The 20,575-nt window shown below is 63.8% G+C and carries 20 protein-coding genes and 2 pseudogenes; 9 read left to right on the forward strand and 13 right to left on the reverse strand.

The features are described 5' to 3' along the window. A pseudogene (locus tag KXR83_RS26430) lies at positions 1 to 870 on the forward strand (Fe-S oxidoreductase); the annotation flags it as partial. A gap of 114 nt (positions 871 to 984) precedes the next feature. On the opposite strand, the gene KXR83_RS26435 reads toward KXR83_RS26430, so the two are convergent. The 3 genes from KXR83_RS26435 to KXR83_RS26445 form a co-directional block, all read right to left on the reverse strand. Further along, positions 985 to 2,277 carry an MDR family MFS transporter gene (locus KXR83_RS26435; protein WP_023955283.1) on the reverse strand — a complete coding sequence of 431 codons (1,293 nt, stop codon included), beginning with the start codon at positions 2,275 to 2,277 and terminating at the stop codon, positions 985 to 987. Continuing rightward, entirely contained in the window at positions 2,274 to 3,386 is a 1,113-nt protein-coding gene (locus KXR83_RS26440) for a PLP-dependent cysteine synthase family protein (protein ID WP_023955285.1), read from the reverse strand. Before KXR83_RS26440 ends, KXR83_RS26435 begins: the two co-directional genes overlap by 4 nt. A gap of 1,047 nt (positions 3,387 to 4,433) precedes the next feature. Next, positions 4,434 to 5,882 (reverse strand): MFS transporter, encoded by a 1,449-nt coding sequence (locus KXR83_RS26445; protein ID WP_437427200.1) that lies wholly within the window; start codon positions 5,880 to 5,882, stop codon positions 4,434 to 4,436. A 198-nt stretch (positions 5,883 to 6,080) separates the two neighbouring features. Between KXR83_RS26445 and KXR83_RS26450 the strand changes: the two genes are divergently transcribed. Then, complete coding sequence (locus KXR83_RS26450; protein WP_023961971.1) at positions 6,081 to 6,392, forward strand: metal-sensitive transcriptional regulator; 312 nt, start codon at positions 6,081 to 6,083, stop codon at positions 6,390 to 6,392. Positions 6,393 to 6,863: 471 nt separating this feature from the next. Here KXR83_RS26450 and KXR83_RS26455 read toward each other — a convergent pair whose 3' ends face one another. Further along, a complete protein-coding gene (locus KXR83_RS26455; protein WP_023961970.1) occupies positions 6,864 to 7,448 on the reverse strand; it encodes a TetR/AcrR family transcriptional regulator in 585 nt (194 codons plus the stop codon). A gap of 85 nt (positions 7,449 to 7,533) precedes the next feature. Here KXR83_RS26455 and KXR83_RS26460 point away from each other — a divergent pair, with 85 nt between their 5' ends. Together KXR83_RS26460 and KXR83_RS26465 are read left to right on the forward strand one after the other, a co-directional pair. Next, positions 7,534 to 7,833 (forward strand): MFS transporter, encoded by a 300-nt coding sequence (locus KXR83_RS26460; RefSeq protein ID WP_023961969.1) that lies wholly within the window; start codon positions 7,534 to 7,536, stop codon positions 7,831 to 7,833. After that, a complete protein-coding gene (locus KXR83_RS26465; RefSeq protein ID WP_279340973.1) occupies positions 7,830 to 8,213 on the forward strand; it encodes an MFS transporter in 384 nt (127 codons plus the stop codon). The genes KXR83_RS26460 and KXR83_RS26465 overlap by 4 nt, the downstream gene beginning before the upstream one ends. Positions 8,214 to 8,389: 176 nt before the next feature. Here the strand turns inward: KXR83_RS26465 and KXR83_RS26470 are convergent, their stop codons facing one another. Next, on the reverse strand, positions 8,390 to 8,776 hold the full coding sequence (locus KXR83_RS26470) for an ArsR/SmtB family transcription factor (RefSeq protein ID WP_116918073.1): 387 nt from the start codon (positions 8,774 to 8,776) through the stop codon (positions 8,390 to 8,392). Between the two features lie 127 nt (positions 8,777 to 8,903). On the opposite strand from KXR83_RS26470, the gene merA reads away from it, so the two are divergent. From merA to merB, 3 genes are all read left to right on the forward strand, one after another. Beyond that, positions 8,904 to 10,343 (forward strand): mercury(II) reductase, encoded by a 1,440-nt coding sequence (merA, locus tag KXR83_RS26475; protein WP_116918047.1) that lies wholly within the window; start codon positions 8,904 to 8,906, stop codon positions 10,341 to 10,343. A 19-nt stretch (positions 10,344 to 10,362) separates the two neighbouring features. Next, positions 10,363 to 10,806, forward strand: coding sequence for a MerR family transcriptional regulator (locus KXR83_RS26480; RefSeq protein WP_437427201.1), 444 nt, complete (start codon positions 10,363 to 10,365; stop codon positions 10,804 to 10,806). A 71-nt stretch (positions 10,807 to 10,877) separates the two neighbouring features. Continuing rightward, positions 10,878 to 11,522, forward strand: coding sequence for an organomercurial lyase MerB (gene merB / locus KXR83_RS26485; protein WP_023961760.1), 645 nt, complete (start codon positions 10,878 to 10,880; stop codon positions 11,520 to 11,522). A gap of 66 nt (positions 11,523 to 11,588) precedes the next feature. Here the strand turns inward: merB and KXR83_RS26490 are convergent. After that, positions 11,589 to 12,697 (reverse strand): annotated as a pseudogene (locus KXR83_RS26490) (transposase); the annotation flags it as partial. An 8-nt stretch (positions 12,698 to 12,705) separates the two neighbouring features. On the opposite strand from KXR83_RS26490, the gene KXR83_RS26495 reads away from it, so the two are divergent. After that, the gene (locus tag KXR83_RS26495; protein WP_116918048.1) at positions 12,706 to 13,221 is read left to right on the forward strand and encodes an SMI1/KNR4 family protein; all 516 of its coding nucleotides are present in this window, start codon (positions 12,706 to 12,708) and stop codon (positions 13,219 to 13,221) included. A gap of 495 nt (positions 13,222 to 13,716) precedes the next feature. Here KXR83_RS26495 and KXR83_RS26500 read toward each other — a convergent pair whose 3' ends face one another. From KXR83_RS26500 to KXR83_RS26510, 3 genes are read right to left on the reverse strand one after another with little or no spacing between them, the layout of a single operon-like run. Continuing rightward, on the reverse strand, positions 13,717 to 15,174 hold the full coding sequence (locus KXR83_RS26500; protein WP_161634041.1) for a Fic family protein: 1,458 nt from the start codon (positions 15,172 to 15,174) through the stop codon (positions 13,717 to 13,719). A 41-nt stretch (positions 15,175 to 15,215) separates the two neighbouring features. After that, positions 15,216 to 15,569 (reverse strand): helix-turn-helix domain-containing protein, encoded by a 354-nt coding sequence (locus KXR83_RS26505; protein WP_023961770.1) that lies wholly within the window; start codon positions 15,567 to 15,569, stop codon positions 15,216 to 15,218. Then, positions 15,562 to 15,966: a hypothetical protein gene (locus tag KXR83_RS26510; protein ID WP_023961772.1), complete on the reverse strand. Its 405-nt coding sequence runs from the start codon at positions 15,964 to 15,966 to the stop codon at positions 15,562 to 15,564. The genes KXR83_RS26505 and KXR83_RS26510 overlap by 8 nt, the downstream gene beginning before the upstream one ends. A 157-nt stretch (positions 15,967 to 16,123) precedes the next feature. On the opposite strand from KXR83_RS26510, the gene KXR83_RS26515 reads away from it, so the two are divergent. Further along, a complete protein-coding gene (locus KXR83_RS26515) occupies positions 16,124 to 16,951 on the forward strand; it encodes a hypothetical protein (RefSeq protein ID WP_031333196.1) in 828 nt (275 codons plus the stop codon). Positions 16,952 to 17,326: 375 nt separating this feature from the next. On the opposite strand, the gene KXR83_RS26520 is transcribed toward KXR83_RS26515, so the two are convergent. The 4 genes from KXR83_RS26520 to KXR83_RS26535 all read right to left on the reverse strand — a co-directional run bounded on the left by KXR83_RS26520 (position 17,327) and on the right by KXR83_RS26535 (position 20,287). After that, on the reverse strand, positions 17,327 to 18,445 hold the full coding sequence (locus tag KXR83_RS26520; RefSeq protein WP_133248777.1) for a hypothetical protein: 1,119 nt from the start codon (positions 18,443 to 18,445) through the stop codon (positions 17,327 to 17,329). A gap of 56 nt (positions 18,446 to 18,501) precedes the next feature. After that, complete coding sequence (locus KXR83_RS26525) at positions 18,502 to 19,152, reverse strand: hypothetical protein (protein ID WP_023961777.1); 651 nt, start codon at positions 19,150 to 19,152, stop codon at positions 18,502 to 18,504. 120 nt (positions 19,153 to 19,272) lie between these two features. Next, positions 19,273 to 19,752 (reverse strand): HNH endonuclease, encoded by a 480-nt coding sequence (locus tag KXR83_RS26530; protein ID WP_369792660.1) that lies wholly within the window; start codon positions 19,750 to 19,752, stop codon positions 19,273 to 19,275. A gap of 127 nt (positions 19,753 to 19,879) precedes the next feature. Further along, positions 19,880 to 20,287, reverse strand: coding sequence for a hypothetical protein (locus tag KXR83_RS26535; RefSeq protein ID WP_116916773.1), 408 nt, complete (start codon positions 20,285 to 20,287; stop codon positions 19,880 to 19,882). Between the last annotated feature and the right edge of the window lie 288 nt (positions 20,288 to 20,575).

The raw sequence follows: 20,575 nt of genomic DNA on the forward strand, positions 1-20,575 counted from the left end.
GTGACCGCGAAGACCTCGGGCACCGAGCTCGAGAACAAGGTCGAGGTGCTCGACGTCGCTCAGCTGATCCTCGACTCCGTCAGGCGCGGTGCCCCGGAGATCAAGCGCGGCGGCCGTTTCCTCGGCGCAGCGTCGCTGGGGTTGTCCGCACCGGTGGCCGAACCCGAGGCCAAGCCGGTCGAGAAGAAGGAACCGGCAGCCGAGCCCGCGAAGGCGGCAGCGGCGACAGCCACCGACACCAAGGAAAAGCCGAAGGTCGGCGGCGGACTGGGCATCGGCGGCGGCGCGAAGAAGCCGGGCGGCGGCGCACCCAAGCCCGGTGGCGCGGCCAAGAAGCCGGGCGGCGGCGCACCCAAGCCGGGCGGCGCAGCCAAGCCGACGTCCGATGAGAAGGCGACCGCGCCCGCAGCCGAAAGCGCCAAGGGCCTGTCGATCGGCGGTGGCGCCAAGCGTCCGGGAGCACCGAAACCCGGTGGCGCAGCGAAGAAGCCAGGTTCGGCGAAACCGGCAGCCGAGGCGCCCGAGGCCGCGGAGGCGACCGCAGGCACCGAGTCGGCTGAGACCACCGAGACCAAGGCCGCACCCGTCAAGGGGCTGTCGATCGGCGGCGGGGCCAAGCGTCCGGGCGCACCCAAGCCCGGCGGCGCAGCCAAGAAGCCGGGTTCGGCGAAGCCGGCAGCCGAGGCCCCCGAAGCCGCGGAGGCGACCGCCGAGACCGAGTCCGAGGCGACATCGGTCACCGAAGAGCCGGCCACCACGGGCCAGGCCGGCGAGAAGCCGCCGGCCGCGCAGGTCAAGGGCCTGGCCATCGGCGGAGGTGCCAAGCGTCCCGGAGCCTCAAGGAGGCGCCCAGGAGCATCCACCGACTGATCTACGTCATGACCTGGGTTCTTCCACAAGCTGTCCAGGGATCGGTGCACCTGCTGACGGTCGTGTGCGAGTTGAACAGCCAATGCTTGGCCCCACCACTGAGCTGCGGCCGGCCTATGCTCGTTGCCGGTGTCTGCCGCCGGCCTTGACGGGTGGGGGTTGGGCAGGGGAGGGGGACAACCGTCCGGACCGTTCGAGCTTGTACAAAGCGGCTACACAGATCGTTCCTACTACGGTTAAGGCCACCCAAATCAGTGACCCCAGACGTGCGTCACTGAGGATGCCGAACACTGCGCCGGTACCCAAGTTGCCGAGCAGAATGCCGAACCCCACTACGGTGTTGTAGAAGCCGTAGTGAGTAGCGACGAGTTTGTTGCCCGAAAGGGCTACGACAGTGTCCATTTCGAATGGAAATACCGCTGCTGTGCCGACCGCCAGCAAGGCTGTGGTCACGATCAATGCTCCCGCGGCGGTCCCCCCGCCCCAGATGGCCGGGCTGGACACCACCGTGAGCGGAATGAACGCGAGGGCCATGATCGTCATGCCGACGACCAGGCTGCGGCCTGATCCCCATCTACGGGAAAACCACGACGTGATCTGCAATTGTCCAGCGATGGCCACCACTCCGGACACCACGAACAGCGAGGTCACCAGGGCGGTATCTGAGTTTCCATGTCCAGCTATCACCGCCGCCTGGAGCGGCAGCGCCAGATAAATCTGGAACGAGAGAACGTATGACCCGACCATGGCCAACGCAAACAGCACGAAGGGGCGGTTGGAGAGCACCACCCGCCAGTCCTCGAGCACCCGAGTCTTGGCCCCGGACTCCTCGGGGCGGTGTGACGGCAACGCCCAGATCTGCACAATGGTCAACACGGCGAAAACGGTTGCCGCTGCCAGCGCGGTGATCTGGAAGTCAAAAGTCATTAAGGCCAGACCGATCAACGGTCCCAACAATATTCCAGCCTGATAGAACACATTGAAGACGGCGAAGGCCTGAACCCGTCGCGGGCCGGAATCTGCGGCGAGGTATGCCCGCACAGCTGGATTGAACAGAGCGCCGGCAAACCCGGTAGCAACCGACGCGACCAGGATCGCCGGCAGCGATTCCACTGCGGCGAGCAACACAAAGCCCGCAACCCTGAGTAAACACCCAGCAACAATGAGGGGTTTGAACCCGAGGCGGTCGGCAAGCGTCCCGCCCAGGAGGAACATTCCCTGTTGAGAAAAGTTCCGAAGGCCGAGAACCAGTCCGACGGCCCAGGCGGCCAGCCCTAACGGGCCGGCCAAGTATCCGGCCAGGTAGGGCATCAGCATGTAGAAGCCCACGTTGATGGTGAACTGATTCACCATCAGCACCTGACTGGGTCGATCAAAACTGCGGAACTGAGTCAAAAGTGTTCTCATGACACGGCTTTCGTAGGATCGACCACGGTCGCGCATCGGGTCCACCTCTTCACAACCTCATCTGAGGGGTGCCCGATGGTCGCCGGCTCGGTGGGTGGGTGTGCATCTAACAGGCCGTGGCGGCTGCAATATTCGTCGTTGTAGATGGTGTCGAAGTAGCGCTGCGGTCCATCGGGGAATACGGCAGCGATCCGTGTTGCTGGGGGACTGGTGCGTGCAATCCAGCCGGCAGCTAGAGCTACCGCTCCGACGCTCCACCCGCCGCTGGCATGGTGGGTAGAAGCCAGTGTGCGGCAGGACCACACCGCCTCATGCGGGGCTACCCAGTGCACCTCGTCGAAGGCTGAATAGTCGACGTTGTCGGGGTAAATGCTGGAGCCCAGCCCGCGCATGAGTCGGCTGTGGGCGGGTTGCCCGAAGATGGTCGATCCCACAGTATCTACGCCGACCAGTTTGAGGTCGGAACGGTACTGGCGAAGAACACGGGCAACGCCTGCGGAGTGGCCGCCGGTTCCCACCGAGCACACTAGTGTGTCAACTCGTCCGAGCTGCGCAATCAGTTCGTGTGCGAGTGATTCGTAAGCATCGACGTTGTCAGGGTTGGTGTACTGATCGGGGCACCACGAGCCTGGGTGGGCGGCGAGAAGCTCGCGGACCTTGTCGCGTCGAGCCTGCTGCCATCCCCCAGTGGGGTGCGGTGTGGTCACCAGTTCGACGTGTACGCCGTATGCGGTCAGCATTCGATGGACAATGGGCTCGAGCCCCGGATCGGTGACAAGGGTGACTGGGTGGTCATGGGTGGTCCCTGCCAAGGCCAGACCTAAACCGAGTGTGCCGCTAGTGGATTCAATGATTCTCGCGCCGGGTGCGAGATCGCCGCGGGCTTTGGCTTGTTGAACCATGTGTAGCGCTGGTCGGTCTTTCATTCCCCCAGGATTGGCTCCTTCGAGCTTCGCCCAAAAGCCTCGTCCGTTGTCGGCGAATGGCTCACCGATCCACAGAACCGGCGTATTGCCGACCATGGGGCTTGGTTGTGCGCATTGGCTAGCGGGAGCTGGCGAGAAGGCGTCAGACGAGCGAATGGAGATGGTGGGAACAGCATTGTTCATGGGTGAAGGAACCTCTGTATATGTAACTGCGACAACGCAGTAGGTGAGTGGCGGGCAGCATTGAGCAGGCCATGAGGGCGAACACCTCAAATGGTCTGGCTGCCGATCAGCACCTGTTGATACAGAGATCGTTTAGGGTGGTCCGGCCGAGCCGGATTGGGATAGGAAGATCTGGTGGGGACCGGGAAGCGAGCCGGGCCCACAGCAGCATCGCGCCGATGGAAAGCGCTATCGCAACGAGAGCGGCGACAGTAGGGGGACGGAGTGGATTGTCCGACCGAGGCATGGCGATGACGGTGTGCGTCTCGTGATCCATGTGAGGGGACCCGTCATCGATGTGTGCGTGACCCGGCGTCTGTTCGCCAGCGAAGAACGTTGACGAGGTCACGACATGGACGTCACTGTCCGGGTGACCGTTGGCGGGCAGGAACCCGCACTGAGTGATGGCGTGCGCAAGCAGATACAGAACGGACGCGACGACAACAATGGTTTGCTTACGCGGGAGGCGTATCGCATGAGCCGTCACAATTCCCCGACTGTAGCAGCGAAATTTTCGACGTCCGCTCGCCAACCTCAGGTTTGGGCAAGTTCTGACTCACTCCACCAGGTCAGCCCGGGTCAAGTGCACTGCGGTGATCCCGAACACACTTAGGGGCGCATCCTTATGACGCGTCGGATAGCTGTGCCCGACCAGAGCGGCGGCCTCGCCGCAGTAATTGACAGTGATTGAAAGTGGGCCCACCAGGTTGACTGGTTGTCACGCGCTCTGTTGCCTGTAGCTCGATGGCAATCTATTGCCGGTCGCTCGTCGATTCTGCTGTCCCTTAGTTCCTGGGGGGTGTGCAGTGTGCTGGTGTTGTGGTTGGGGTGGTGATTTCGGTGAGTGCGCAGCCGATGAGGCACTTGACAATACGGCGAGTGATCGCACTGCGGCCGATGGCTGTGATGAACGGCATGGAAGGCCTTTCTCGGGGACTCAGGGCGTGTGTGTTCCCGGGGGTCTGGCAGAGCGTTTGGGTAGTACGCCCTGCCAGGCCCGGGCCGCGGTCAGGTTGCGCTTGTGGTGGCGTCGGCGGGGGCTGCGCCGGCGTTGGGTTTCGGTGTGCGGATGGTGACGAGTGCTAGGGCTGCACCAGCTAGTGCGATAGCGGCTGCGCCGAGGAATGCTGCGGAGAAGCTGTCGGTGAGTGCTGCCTTGTTGCCGAGTTGGTCAGCTCCGTACGCGGCGGCGACTGCGGTCATTGCGGCGAGTCCCAGTGCGGAACCGACCTGGTAGCTGGTGTTGACGATGCCGGATGCCAGGCCGCCTTCTTCGGGTCGTGCTGCGGAGATGGCCGTGCTCAGGGAGGGGATGAAGGCAAGGGACATGCCGAGCGCCGCGACCAGGGATGCGGGCAGGACGTCAATCCAGTAACTGCCGTCGGGACGGGCGAAGGAGAGCCAGCCCAAACCCAGGGCCAGGATCAGCAGCCCGACCACGATCGGCACTTTGGGTCCCATAGTGCCGATGACTTTTGGTGCAAGAACGATCATGCCCAGCATGATGAGGCCGGTCATGGGCAGCAGTGCTGCTCCGGATGGGAAGGCGTTGTAGCCGAGCACTTGCTGCAGGTAGAGGTTGAGGAAGAACCACATCGGGATCCACGCGGCGCCTAGTAGTAACTGGGCGAGGTTGGCCGCCCCCAGGTTGGGGGTTCGGAAGATCGATAGCCGCATTAGTGGGTCACGCGTTTTGGCTTGGGAGACGAAGAAGGCGATCAGGAGCAGAGCGGCGATACCGAGGGCCACCCATGTTTCGCTTGAGTTCCAGCCGGATTCAGGGGCGCGAACGATGCCATAGACCGCAGCCGCCAGACCGAGGGTCACTGTGAGCGCACCGAACAGATCGATCGATCCGCCCCCGCCCATGGCGCCGCTGGGCATCAGGGCCCGAGCGGCCAGCAGTGCGACGACCGCAATGGGGATGTTGATGTAGAAAACCCAGGGCCATGAGGCGTATTCGGTGAGTACGCCACCGAGAAATACACCAGCAGTGCCGCCGGCGGGAGCGGCCGCGCCATAGAGTGCCAGCGCTTTGGTGAGTTCTTTGGGGTTGGACCCGAACAGCATCATCAGCAAGGTCAGTGCTGATGGTGCGATAAGCGCTGCGCCCATGCCCTGGACGACGCGGCCGGCGAGCTCGACGCCGACGTTACCGGCAATGCCGGCGACGAAGGAGCCCACCAACAGGATGACCCACCCCGTGGCGAACATACGTCGAGCGCCGAACAAGTCGGACAGTCGCCCGCCGAGCAGTAGCAACCCGCCGAAAGCGACGACATAGGCGTTGAAGACCCACGACAGATTGTGCTGGGTAAAGCCGAGATCGGCCTGCATCTCAGGCAACGCGACTCCAATGATGGAGGTGTCCATTATGACCATGAACTGCGCGGTGGCAATCAGTGCGAGGGCCCACCAGCGGGCGGTGCCCGCAGATGGTGCGGTTGGCGATGACATCTGTACTCCGTACTCGTAGGGGGTATTGAACCGTGACCTGAGCGGGCTTTCTTTGGCAGCGCTGGAATGCGGACCCGCTCAGGATTAATACCCTATAGGGGTATGGTGTACTGTACAGCAGGTACCCCATGGGGGTACGTAGCGATAGCCGGTCAAGCCGGGCCGCTGAGGGCTGAAGATGACAGAGGGACAACGGGTATGAACTGCCAAGACCATGACCACAACACCGAGCGCGGGTATCTGCACAGCAAAGACGACTACCTCAAGCGCTTGCGCCGCATCGAGGGCCAAGCCAGAGGAGTTCAGCGAATGGTGGAGGAGGAGCAGTACTGCATTGATGTCCTCACGCAAATCGCCGCACTGACCAAGGCCTTGCAGTCGGTATCACTCGGTTTGCTGGATGAGCACCTGACTCGCTGTGTCGTTCGGGCGGCGACTGTTGACGGTCCGGCCGCCGAGGACGAGCTCAGGGAAGCCTCCGATGCGATCGCCCGGCTCGTCAAATCCTGACTTGCGCACACTTTTTCGCAATCACCAATAGAAAGGACGTCACCGTGATCACCACCACTTACACCATTCCGGGACGACGTGCGCATTCTGCGCCTCGTCGGTCGCCGAAGAGGTTTTGCCCGCGAAACGTAGATGAGTAGGAGCCTCAAATCCTATGAAAACCCCATTCATACTTGGCGGGTTCGCTGTAGCCACGGTTGCGGTACTTGCACTGTCCTTCGGCGTAGGCAACGCCATCGGACCAATCGGACAGAACGCCAACAACACTCACCACGACGGCGGGAACGACATGATTGGCACTACGGCACACGGCCCATCGTGATGTGGGGGCGACGGCTCAGCCCAGGTCGCCCCGTAGCTTCCGGGCACGGTGCACATTCGAGCTTGCCACGCTTTTGTGCAGATGCACCAACGTCTGCTGTTGCCCCTCGTTGACGCCCTGCGCGCAGAGCGCACTGCTGATCTGGCGGGTCAGTGGGCGTCGAGCAGCGTGAAGACGGTCGTGATGATGACTCGCGGTGCGTCGACGGCCTCGAGGCGACCGAAGGCAATCTCCGCCGCTGCGCCATGAAGGACTTGGTGGAGCACGGCGAGTTGCCATGAGGTCGGCATATCGGTCCGGAACAACCCTTCACGACGACCACGTTCAATCAGTGATCCAACTCTGGCTGCCGGGCTGTCGTGGAGTTGGCGGATGCGCTCTGGCGAGAGCTCCTCTGCAGTGGCGTCGATGACCGAGCGCGCCTGGTCCACCAACTGCCAGCTGCTCTCGATTACACGGGCCAGCGCTTCCCGCGGGTCTCCCTCGATGTCGACCGCGGCCAACGTCCGCTCGCCGCGCTCGATCACACGAGCGACGACAGCGTCGATGAGCACCGGACGAGAGGCAAAGTGACCGTAGACGGTCACCCGTCCGAGTCCCGCCTCCTTGGCGATGTCAGCCATCGTCGCGGTGGGGCGCTGGGTCAGGCAGGCAATCGCGGCGTCAAGGATGCGCTCGACGTTCCGCACGGCGTCAGCCCTTTTGAAGTTGACCCGCGGAGAGGCGGTCGACACTGATGCCCCACTTCCCGTACATGACTGTATGAGTTATCGTACCAGCGACTAACTCGTACGCTTGTGTATGACTTAGGAGACCGCGATGACTACCGCGACGAACACTTCGGAAGCCGGCGAGGGGCTGCACCCGAAGCGCTGGATTGCACTTGTCTTGTTGGGCACGGCCCAATTCATGCTGATCCTCGACGTCACCGTCGTGGCGATCGCGCTACCTCAGGTGGGTACGGATCTGAACCTGTCGCGCGAGGCGCTGACGTGGGTGGTTGCCGCATACACCCTGACGTTCGGCGGTTTGATGCTGCTCGGTGGACGAAGTGCAGACCTGAACGGGGCCAAGCCGCTTGTCTTCGCAGGCCTGGTCGCCTTCACCGCGGATCCCTGACAGCCGGGCTCGCCGAGAACGCCGGGTGGTTGCTCGGCGGCGGAGTCGCGCAGGGCGTCGGAGCGGCGATGCTCTCACCAGCGGCCTTGTCGGTGGTCATTCGGTTGTTCGTCGGGGATGAACGCAATCGCGCCCTGGGTATCTGGTCGGCCTTGGGCGGCGGGGGCGCGGCGGTAGGGGTTCTGCTCGGCGGACTGATCACCGCCGGACCAGGCTGGCCATGGGTGTTCTTCATCAACATCCCGGTCGGCCTGATTGTGCTGTTCGGCCTGCTGCGTGTGCTGCCACCGTTGCCCCCGGCACGGACGCCCCAGCCGTCATTAGACGTTCTTGCGCACTGCTGGTCACAGCAGCCACGGGCTCGGCCATCTACTCTCTGACCGTTGCCGGCGAAACTGGTTGGACAGCCGTGAAACACTCGCGGCCGCCGGGGCCGCAGTGGTGCTCTACGTGCAGTTCACCTGGCGACAGAAGGCCGCTTCATCGCCGCTGATGGCGGCACCCGCCACCGCGAGCGGGCCGCCGATCCCCGTGGAGTCGTTGCGTGCGTTCATGATTACCGGCCTCCGTTCCCTTGAGGGGTGTCGATGCGGGTGCAGCAGGTCAGCGCGGCGGCGTTGTCGGCGGCGAGGGAGCGGGCCAGCATCACCAGGTCCGCCACGCGTGGGTCGCCGACGGAGTAGCGCAGCTTCTTGCCGTCGCGGCGCGCGGTCACATAACCGCAGTCGGCCAGGCAGGACAGGTGCACCGACACCCGCGGCTGGGAGATGCCGGCGTGCTCGACACACTCCGCGGAGGTGCGTTCGGCGGCCAGGATGAACTCCAGCAGCTTCAACCGCGTCGGATCCGACAACGCGCGAAAGAACTTCGCCGTCGCATCCAGATGCGTGCAGGCCGTCTCGCCGCCGGGCGCGGTGACGGCGGCGGTCGTGGACCGGGGCACGGGGGATGGCCTCCACAAAGAGAGTTGAACTATTCGGATAAGCGCATAGTATGATGCCCGGAGATATTCGTCAACACGAATAGCAACCTGCTCCGTGACCGGAGTCCCCCAGCAAGGAGAACCCGCCATGACCACGACATCCCCGCGCGCCGATCTGGCGATCATCGGTTCCGGTTCGGCGGCGTTCGCCGCCGCCATCGCCGCGGTCAACCTCGGCAAACGGGTGGTGATGGTCGAGCGTGGCACGATCGGCGGAACCTGCGTGAACGTGGGCTGCGTGCCGTCGAAGGCGCTGCTGGCCGCCGCGGAGGCCCGGCACACCGCCGCGAGCGCCGGCCGGTTCCCGGGGCTGGCCGGGGCCGGGACACCGGTGGATTTCGCCGAGCTGATCGCGGGCAAGAACGCGCTGGTCGACCATCTTCGCGGCGCGAAGTACCTCGACCTGGCCGCCGACTACGGCTGGGAGATCGTCTCGGGAACCGCCGTCTTCGCCGGTACCACCGACGCACCGGTGCTGCGGGTCGAGCAGGGCGCCGGTGGCTCGCGGGTGATCGACGCCGACCAGTACCTGATCGCGACCGGCGCCGCGCCGTGGGCGCCGCCGACCGACGGGCTCGCGGACGTAGGGTATCTGACCTCGACCACCGCGATGGAGCTCGACGTCCTACCGGGGTCGCTGATCGTGGTGGGCGGCAATGCCATCGGTCTTGAACAGGCACAGTTGTTCGCCCGGCTCGGCACCCGGGTCACGGTGATCGAGGCCCTCGAGCGGCTGGCGCCGTTCGAGGAACCCGAGATCTCCCGGGCCATCGAGCAGGTGTTCGCCGACGAAGCCATCACCGTGCTTACCGGCGCCACCCTCGACAAGGCACTGGCCGAGGGCGGCGAGAAACTCGTCACCGTCCGCACCGCCGACGGGGCCACCACCGAACTGCGGTCCGCCCAGCTGCTCATCGCCACCGGCCGCCGCCCCAACACCCCCGGGCTGAATCTGGTGGCGGTCGGGGTACGCACCGACGACCGCGGCGCCGTCGTCGTCGACGCCCATCAGCGCAGCAGCAACCCGCGGATCTGGGCTGCGGGCGACGTGGCCGGCGGCCCCCAATTCGTGTACGTCGCGGCGGCCCAGGGCACACTCGCCGCCGACAACGCCCTCGGGCACGCCGGCCGCACCCTGGACTACACGGCGCTACCGCGGGTGACATTCACCAGCCCGGCCATCGCCGCGGTCGGCCACACCGACGCCCAAGCCACCGCAGCCGGAATACGGACCGAGTCGCGGCTGCTCACCGGTGCGAGCGTGCCGCGGGCCCTGGTCAACCGGGACACCCGTGGTGTGGTCAAACTCGTCGCCGAGGCCGGGACCGGGCGGGTGCTGGGCGTGCACGCCGTCGCCGAGGGCGCGGGGGATCTGATCACCGCCGCCGGGTACGCGATCACCGCGGGCATGACCCTCGACCAGCTCGCCCGCACCTGGGCGCCGTATCTGACCATGGCGGAGACGCTGAAACTCACCGCCCAAACCTTCACGGCCGACGTCACCAAGCTGTCCTGCTGCGCGGGCTGAGGACCGGACCGGAGCCGTCATGAACACGCCGGTGATGACCATCGGAGACCTGGCCCGCCGCACCGGGGTGCCGGCGAAGGTACTGCGCCGCCACCACGACCTGGGCCTGATCTACGGCCTCGGCCGCAGCCGGGCCGGATACCGGCTCTTCGACGAACACGCGCTGTGGTGCGTCGGGGTCATCACCACCCTGCGCGCCCTGGGCCTGAGCGAGGCCGAAATCCGTCAGCTCGCCGCCACCTGCGACGACGCCGCCTGGCCGGTCGGACCGCAGCTGGCCGAACTGCTGGCCCGCTCCCGGACCCGGATCGAGGCCCGCATCCGCGACCTCGACGGGCAGCGCCACCGCATCGACGAGTTCGAACACCGCCACCACGACGCGTTGACCCGGGGCGACCCGCCACGACCGGGCCGCCGCCTCGCCGTGGAGCCGGATCCGAGGACATGCGGCTGCGGCGCTTGACCTTCCATGCGGTGGCAAGCCCGACACTCGATCCCACACCCGCGACAACATGCTCCGAGAGGACACCGCCGATGACGACCAACCCGTTCGCCACCACCATCGTCGACACGCTGTTCGACTCCACCGCCAACGCGGGAACGAACCTGATGGGCATCGCGATGCGGCTGCTCGCGGCCGGTGAACCGATCACCATCGAACAGCTCGCTGCCGCCGTCGGCGCCGACGTCGCCGACGTCGAGAACGCGCCCGCCGCCGCGGACATCGAATACGACGACCAGCACCGCATCCTCGGCTGGGGCCTGACCCTCAATCCGACCCCGCACCGGTTCGCCGTCGACGGCCACCAGCTCTACACCTGGTGCGCCGCCGACACCCTGCTGTTCCCCGCCATCATCGGCCGCCCCGCCACCGTCGAATCCAACTGCGCCGCAACCGGAACCACCATCGCGCTGACCGTCGACCCGGCCTCCGGGGTCCGCGGCCTCGACCCGGCCACCACGGTCATCTCCGTACCCGGCCCCGACGAACTCGACCCGACCCGGGTCCGCGCCACCACCTGCAACCCCGGCCACTACTTCGCCACCGCCGTGGCGGCCGCCGACTGGCAGGGCCGGCACCCCTCCGGGCTCGTGCTGCCCGTCGCCGACGCCTACGCCCAACTGCGCCCGATCAGCGACCGCGTCCTCATCGCCACCGAACCACCACGCTGCTGCTGACACAACCAGGCCACAGATGTGCCCGGCTATGCCCCCAGCACCCTCCCCGACGGTGGTAGCCGGCGGTCAGAACAAGGTGTCGCGGACCCGCAGCGGCCGGTACCCGGTGGGGCCGAGCTGGGCCAGTTCGGCGTCGATGTCGACCTCGATGGCGCCGAAGAAGTTGATGTTCTCGCTGTGCGCCGGGGAAAGGTGGGCCAGCACCTCGTCGTCGATGCGCCGCCCGCCGCGGCGCATCTGCTCGACCGCGAGTCCGTAATACTCTGTGGTCCACGCGATGACGGCGTTGGTGGCCAAGGTCAGGCACCACGCCTGTTCGGTCTGGCCCTCGAGGTGCCGCGCCCGCACGGTCCCTTCGTGGGCGTAGAGCAGGTCACGGCGCAGCGCGTGCAGGGATTCGCCCTTGTTGAGCTGGCGGGCGATCTTGCGCCGATAGTCTGGGTCGGACAGATACCGGGCGGCATAGATGGTGCGCCGCAGCGCCCCGTACTCCTTGAGCGCCGCCGCGAGGGCGTTCTGCCGCCCCGACGCGGACAGCTTGCCGACCAGCAGGGACGCTGTGGCGTGTCCGAACTTCAGCGATCCGGCCAGCCGCAGCAGGTCGTCGTAGTGCTCGGCGATCAGGTCGAGGTTCAGCTTCCGCGTCAGCAGCGGCCCCGTGTGCGGGAACCGGCCTCGATCTCGGCCCGCGGGCCCGGCCGGTACAGGGTGATCCGGCCCAGGTCCCGGATCCGCGGCGAGAGCTGGAGCCCGAGCAGATCGAACAGCCCGAAGTTCACCAGGGTGACCCCGTGGGTGTCGGTCGCGTGCTCGGTGATCGGCAGATCCGTTGCGTTGCCGAGGATCTCGTCGAGCACATAGTGCGCTTCCCGGCGGGTGGCGACGATCACCTTGGTGCCGTAGGTGGCGTGCTGATCGGTGACGTGGGTATATGGCGACAGCCCCTCGTTGGCGAAGTAGCGGCTCAGCGCTCTGGCGGTGACCGACTTGCCGCGGGTCGGGAACCGCTGCCCGTCCGACGAGGACAGGGTTCCGGCACCGAAAGCGCTGGTGAGCGGCAACCTTCGGTGGTAGTCGACGAGCGCCAGGTTCGCCGCCCGCAACGTCTCCTCCCGCACATACCACTCCGACGTCCACGCCAGGATGTCGTAGGAGATCCCGCAGGCCTCCGCCATCGGCCGAATTGTCGATTGGCGTGGCCTGGCCGGCGCAGCTGCACGAGTTCTACGCGCTTCACAACGGTGAAGCCGAGGGCTGCGTAGACGCAATTCCCGGCTCGATCCTTCCCGCGCACGAGCTCTTCGGCGTCGACCGAGTCGCTTCCGATCACGCGATGATGATCGAGCGCTGGGCGGCTATCGCGAATGGCGACAATGATTTTCGCCCAGGTGGATACGGCAACATAGTTGCACGCCACCCGACGGCAGGTAGCCGTGTAGACGCCTTCATTCCTGAATACATCCCGATCAGCGGGGCCGACAGCTACTACTACTTTTGCGACATCCGGCCCGGCGACCATCACGGCTGCATCCGTGCCTACGACCGCAACGACGCCGACCAGGCTGGCCCGAAATGGTCATCCATCGACGACATGCTCGCCGCCGTGAGGGCGAGCATCACAAACAGAACCCCACTCGATGGATGGAAACCGACGATCCGCAACGAAGCGGTCATCTGGAAGCCAGCAGCGGCGTTATAGAGCCCGGTCGCCTCTCGTCACTGGTGACGAAATGCGCTGTGGCGCAATCTGTCACGCCGATAAGATACCTTATGTCAAGTAAGCTTGACAATTCGCTGGTAGGGCCTCTGGCGCGCGTATGTGTCGGTGGTCGACGGAGTCATAGGCGTCCTGTCGAGAAGTTCACGGGACGATTCGAAGTCGAGCGTTGCTTAATGTGGTCAGTCCCAGTGAATTGAGTTGTGCGGTGAGTGAGTACCTCCCGGGTGTCAGTGCCTCTCCGCCGGCGACTTGCAGGTGGCCGGCGATGGTGACTGCGGAACCCGGCGCGATGTCAGCAAGCGATGTGCCGGGCGAGTACACGTAATTAGCTGGGCACTCGTTCGCCGCCACACCAACTGCCGGATATAGATTATGTCAGGCTAAGGAGCCGAAACGCCTGGTGGCCCGAGTGTTTCAGATTCATTCCGGCCGCCCGTGCGATGCGCACGCATTGCCTCATCTAGCGCCACGTCGCTACCACAGTGATCGGCGCGCGTGGCTGTATCGGTGTTTGCGAGGTACTGCTAGCAGTTCGGCGCCCATCGCTGATGCGACGGTTTCTGCCGCATCCTCTTCGAGGCCCCACTGAAGCCGCGACGGGGATCCGTCGTAGCTAATGTAGATCCGGGAAGGCGGCCCGGGGCGAACAGCGACAGACCTGATTCCGCGGAAGTCACTTCCGAACCAGATGTTGCGAAGGGCATCTTGGCGGTCGTCGGGCATGCGGATTTGGAAAAACATCCCCGGATACCGTTCCTTGGTGTCCAACGCGTCGAACACGTCTGCCGGGGGGACGGTTATTCCGACCCTTATCTGTGGATCTCTTTCTGGGTCGGTGCCGTATACCGTGGCGATCCAACGCTCCTCGTGGTAAATCCTCTGCACGAGCCTTTTGAAGGTGAGAGCATCCACATCGCGATTGAGAACCAGCGACATCTTGCGTTGGGCCAGCTGCGCAGACAGGGCGAGCATGAATCTGTCTTGCGCTGATGTCCATCGCCTGAAACGACTCGCATCGTTCTCGGATACGAACTCGTCGACAAGCTTTCGTAGATACGCTGGCCGGTTAATCTCCTTTACGAACTTCTTTTGCGATTCGTAGAGGAGCTTAGTTAGTGGAAAGATGTCTCCGGCCTCGTCGCTAAGAGCCAGTGCGTCAATGTAGTCGTCGCGGCGAGCGCGATGGTCGATGATCACCGGAGGTAGGCGGTGACGCGCAAGTATGAGGTTGACCAGGAGGCGTGCCACCCGTCCGTTGCCATCATCGAAGGGATGAAGGTTGGCAAACCAAGCGTGGGTAATCGACGCAAGTAGTGAGGCGGGGATGCTTTCGCTTCTATTCACCCAGGCTACAAGCTGTTGCATTGCCACTGGGATATCTTCGGGCAGGGGTGGTGTGTGGTCAGATCCCGATATCTCGTTTGGAAGATCTTTGTAGCGACCTGCAAAAGATTTACCTGGAACGGTGTGACGATGCAGGTCGCGGATATCAACTTCGGTCAGCGGCCTCCCACTTTCCATTCCACGTAAGATATTTTGCGCGAGAACCCGCGCATTGTTAAGACCTAGGATGTCGAGTTGCTTTGGTTCGCGCGTTATCGCGGTGGCGAGCATTCCACGGGAAAGTGCATCTAGAGCTTCCGTCGCTGCCGGTGAGATTAGAATCTCTGATGTTTCCTTGAGGGAGGACGCTCCCGCGAACTCGATCGCGTTGCTTTCGTGAATTTCACGATCCTTCTGCAACCGGTCAACTTGCTGATCGAGCCCCCGCTGCTGCAACTTGGCTGCGGCTGATGCGATCCCCCGCCGCAACCCCGCTTCGCGCGCCAGAAGTAGAGCGACACACTCCTCGACGGCCTGGTCGTCGGGAAGAGAGTACGGACATTCACGAAGCTCGATTTTAATGCTATTCCAGGAAGTGTCGGTCGCCACTTCTCCCTTTCCGAGCCGCGCCATGTCACATCAGGTCTTTTCTATGGTCGATCGCTTGCAACCTCAGGGAGCGCAACCTCGATCCGTCGGTCACCGAGGACCGCGCTCAGCGTGATGTCGGTGGCGCCGGCTGCGGTGAGGTAGTTCGCGAGCGTGGACAGCAGAACGTCGCCTCGTGACTCCAATCCCGACACCGCGGCTTGCTTGATACCCATGCGGTTTGCGAGTTCGGTCTGTGTCAGGTGCGCTGCTTGGCGCACCGCCGCTAACCCCATTGCGTGGGCTCGGTCGGCCTGGTCCATCTCGACCCGAATCGCTGTCACGCGCTCGGTCGTTGCTGGATCCTCCAGCATTCGGGCAAGCCGGTCGTTACCCCGCACGAAACGTTCAGCCATCACCGATCACCTCCTCGTCCTTGGTCTGCATCAACCATGCCTGTACCGCAGCGTCGGCACGCGGGCCGACGCTGTCGTAGAACACGTCCCCCATCCGCGCCTTGTCGCCGGCAAACAGCGCAACCACCGCCCGGTTGTCGTCGGTAAACCACACGATCAACCTGACCGCGATGCCCTCGCGGAACGGGTGCGCCACCCGCCAGACCGGAAACCGACGGGACTGGCGTACCCGCTTCAATGTCGCCGTCTCCTCGGTCGGCGGCTCGGTGAGCTCGTCGAGCACCTTCAATTCCGCCAGGATCAAATCCAGGCGTTTCCGCTGCTCGGGGTCGGTTTTGGCGGCCTCTTCTAGCCGATCCAAATAGGCGTCAAGTTCGCCCGACCAGTCGATCAACACACCTCTATATTACCTCAAGGCAATATTGCACGCAAGCGATATCCTCGTCAGGTGGCACACCGGCCCCGCCTCCGGGCGGTGTGTCACCGTGCAGATCTTTATGACCGACGGATCAGCGCCGCCTTCATGTCTCGGGTAACTCGTGCATCCTGTGGTGATGACGCCGGAACCACTACCCGATGACGACCACTGGCGCAGGCAGATTTTGGCGCGAATGAACCGAGCGGAATCTGTGCTTGAACGTATCGAGTCGCAGGATGACCCGTACTCGGTCGAACCCTTGAGTGATCTTGCCGGTGATCGAGAACAGATCCCCGATTTGTTTGCGGATACCCTTGCGACCCGGCGCCTCAAAGTGGCCGTTGATTACCTCGCGGGAGTTCGCGATCTGGTGAGCGGCGGTACGCACTTCTACGCTCCATTTGCGCTACTACGGGCGGTGATCGAGTCGGCGGCGGCGGTCGTTTGGCTACTGGAGCCAGACGACCGGAAAATAAGGTTGCAGCGACTGGTTGGCATGCACATTCACGATACGAACAACGCGAAGGCGGCAGCGTTCATGGTTCCGGAGGAGCTTCGCGAGAAGTCGGGAGCCGACAGCGAGGATTCGGATCGCGATGCCGGGATTAAAAAGATGGTGGCTGACTCAGGGTCCCCTCGGGGAAAGTGCAAATTTCCTGACTACACGCCGCTGCTGAAGGGCATCGACGATCTTGCGGGTGAGCCCGCATCGCTACTCCTGGCCTGGCGGGTGGCGTCGGGGTTTTCACACGGACTTAGCTGGGCGACTGTCGGACTGATGCCCACGTCGAACAGCGAGCAAATCGGCCCGACGCTGCACCGAGCCGAGACCTCTCCGAACTACCGCCTGGTTTCAAACCTCAGTGGCACGGCAGTGCGGACCATTGAGCGTGCTCACTTACTGTTTGAGGTCCGTCGAACAGTCGAGTATCAGGGGTTCAGGCCCCTCTTCACGCGCGACTAAAGGTGTTCTGCCACGCGGTTTTCGGGTTGAGTCGCGGCAGGTCCCCTTCGTGGGCTGGACGAAACGATCCACCGGTGTGATATGGACGTCGGTCGTTACGCGGCTGACCAGGAGGGCTATTGGTCGTAGTGCGATAGTGCTGACGCAGCGTCGCGGTACAGAGTCGTCGGGATTGCGGCGGTTGCGGGCCGTCGTGAGGTAGCCAAACCGAGGTTAACTTGGCACCCAGGACTCTCGGTAGAACTGTTGTGCCGCTACCAATAATTATCGTTATGTCAAGTAAACGTGACAACGCGCGCTGGTGGGCCTTCTTGTTTGCCGTGCGCGGTCACCTACAAGGAGTTTGTGCATGGCGGTCGTGTGTGATCGAACGGCTTAGAGGATGAGTTTGCGTAGGTGCCCGCGTAGTTCGGTGTCTTTGTCGCCGGATGCCATGCATGCTTGATGGAGGGCTTCTACTGCGGCGCGAAGCGCTGGTGCCTGGCCGGTGGCTGCGATGGCGGCGACAGCGAACGCTGCATGGTGACGCGGGTGGGAGTCGCTGTAGGCGAACGGTTTGGTGAGTGCCCGGTGGAGGGTGGGGTAGCTGAACAACGCGAGACCTCGCCACTGGGGCTGTGTCGGGTCGGGTTCCTCGCGGATGCGTTCGTAGTGGTCCTCGAGATCGACGGGTTGGTTCTGGGCCGCGCCGGCGAGTGCGTCACGAATCCACTGCGTGTCCATCAGCTTGGTGTTGGTGCAGGCTTGCCCGGCCGCCCAGACGGCGATATGCCGCTGCGACTCAGGGTCTCGCTCGACGATTGCGGTGACGAGCTCAGGGTCTGCGGCGTACAGGTAGTTGCTTCCCGCGAAAGTGTGGATCGCGGCAACGGTCGGGTTGGTGGTGATCTGCAATGGTGTGAACTCGGGTTCCGTTGCCACTGTGACGAGCCCCGGCTTCCCTGTCTGCGCGGTTATCGTCCCGTATAGCAACGGTTCTGAGACCATGCCCGCAGGATCCGTGACCGGGGTATCGGGCTTGTTCCACAGTTTCGGTGCCCGCAGTTGCGTTCCATCGTCAGGCCACAGACGAAGCCTCCACACATCTCCGGGCTCTGTGGATCCCGGCCATCCGTAGGTGATGAAGCCCCGGCCGCTCACTTCCACGATGTAGCGTCCCGCCGGGACCGGGCACGTGGCTGGGTTAGACATGGGTGAGTCGATGTGCAGGACCTCATTGCTGTCCACAGTGAGGGGTCCCTCGCTGACCTGCTGCCACTGGACACGATCGTCTTCTGGTCGTTGGCCCCACACCTCGACGTCGACTGCGGTGTCGAAGTTGTTTTGGTGCGGAGTGAGAACCAGCATCGAGACGGTGTCGCTATGGCTCGGCGGTGCCTGCGTCGCGCGCGAGAGGAGCACGTCGTCGAAGTTGTCTTCGGGTTCGCTTCCGCGGACAAGGAATTGAGCGCCATCGACGGCCAGTCGGAGCGAATATGTTGCCAACGCTGGCACGAGCACTCCCCCAACTTGTCTGTCATCGCCAACCACGGACTAGGCCGGCTGCGTGGTTATCGCTGCACGCAGCCGGCGACGACTGTCAGTGTGGCGGCCGACGACGTGGCAAGGTTGAGTGCCGTGAGGATTGCCGTTGCTTGGTACGTTCCCACTGACAAGGGCTCGCTGATGCGACTGAGAATGGGGACCGAGGCGCCGGCTGGCAGCGTCGGGAGTTGTCGTTCGTCGCCGACTTCGACGTAGAAGCGTGGCTCGACACTAGTCACGATGGTGATCGAACTGATGTCGCCCGCGATGTTGAGCCAGGCGTCCTCGCTGGTGTTTCGCAGGACAAACTCGAACTCGTGTCGCAGCACATCGGACTCGGTGAGTGTAGTTGCTGTACTTGCCCATTCAAGTTCGAGACCTGCGCGTCGGTCCTTGCGTGAGGGCAGTGGTGTGCGCGTATCGGGATCGATCCCGATACGGCGCACACCCTCGACATGCGTCGCGGTGAGCACCCACCAGGTGCCATCGCCCGCAGGAGCTGCCCACACTTCGCGCCGCGTAGCACGTCCGTGAGTCAGAGTGTCGTCGCGAACGATTCGCCATTGCTCGGTTGGGGCCCGGTCGAGGAGACCGCTGATGATCATTGAGGTGTCAGCGTCGGCGATGACCGTCTCCAGATCGGTATCGCCAGCCGCGACCAGGATGTGTTTCGGCACGCTGTCATAGTGGCCAAGCTGCCATGACTGAGGCTCCGCACTACGCATTGAACCGACAGTAGTCGTCGTCGCTGCCACCCGGCACGCAGGCACTTCGACGGCAATCAGCCGACAGGCTACTCACCCGTTGGATTGCACGGAAACAGTCGCTGTAAACCATTGCTGTAGGTACTTATTCTCCCTTTGCAACGCCGGATGAGCAGTCAGATACGAGACAAACCATTCGGTCAATCCGTCCCATGCAGCAAGGTCACCGGGCGGCACCAATGACCACCCCAGCTCCTCGAGCGTCCACTGCGCCTTGGCCGAATTCCGCAGCATCGAAGTAGTCACCCAGTTCGAGGCGGTATCGAGCCCTCCGCGAGCTACCGGCACAAGGTGGTCAACTGTGGGAAACAGTTCATAGAAAGCGAAGTGGGTCTTGCTCGTGTCCCAGTTTCGGTGGAACGGGAACTCATCTGGCAGCACAATCGACAGCAGCCGCAACGCCCCCGGATGAACCAGTTGAGTCCCGGTATACCGGTCAACGAACCCGTCCCGGAAGAACACCCGCATACAGTCCCGATCCGTGTACCTGCGGGCCACCTTGGCCACCGGCATGAACGGGTACCGACTCCTCAGTAGGGCTCGCGCGCCCTTTCCATCGTCCTGGTCGAGCGAGTTGCACACCAGCGCCAGGATCTCGGCCTTACCCCCGTCGCGCGAACTGGACTCCACAACACCGGATCTAGTAGGAGATGACATTATTCGACGAGTCGGGATCGGCGCTGGTTGATAGCACCGAGTACGTCAGAGGCACCCCGTGGATAAAGCCGCACCCGTTAAAGGTTTCGGTGCGCGATTGGCCGGCGGGCAGAGTGCCGAGGTATTGCGGTGGCCCACCCGCTACGAGCGCGGCCAGGCTGCTGGGCCCGGCGATAACGTTGTGCGCGGTGTCGGGGCCGTTGTTGGTGATCGTCAGGTAGCAGGCGTCGAAAGCCGAGGAAATAGCGAGCGCCAGGTCGGCACTGCCCGCACCGGCAGAACCGGTGTCGGGCGCGGCAGCGCCGGGTCCAGCACCCAACACCAGGCCGGTAGCCCCCGCCACCGCAACGATCCCGGCACCGATCGCGCGACAACTGATACCCATGCTCATGAGTCTGCCCCCTTGTTTCTGCACTCCGCCTCCACCCACAGACTCTACGTTTGCCGCGATACCGCGCGGAGCAGAAACGGCCGAAACAGTGTCACCTCGGGTCAACCGCCAACAATGAATATGTCAGTTAAAGGCGAGAGGGGACTATCCCGTTAACGGTGTTTCGGCCGTTTTCCATTAGTAGGTTTCTGATCCGGGCCAACGGTCCGCGAAGGTGATCGCGAAAGCGTTCAGAGCGGGCTTCCACCGTGTGATCCATCGTGCCTGACCTCTGCCGGTCGGGTCCAG

The sequence above is a fragment of the Williamsia muralis genome (assembly GCF_051487485.1).
GTDB lineage: Bacteria > Actinomycetota > Actinomycetes > Mycobacteriales > Mycobacteriaceae > Williamsia > Williamsia muralis_B.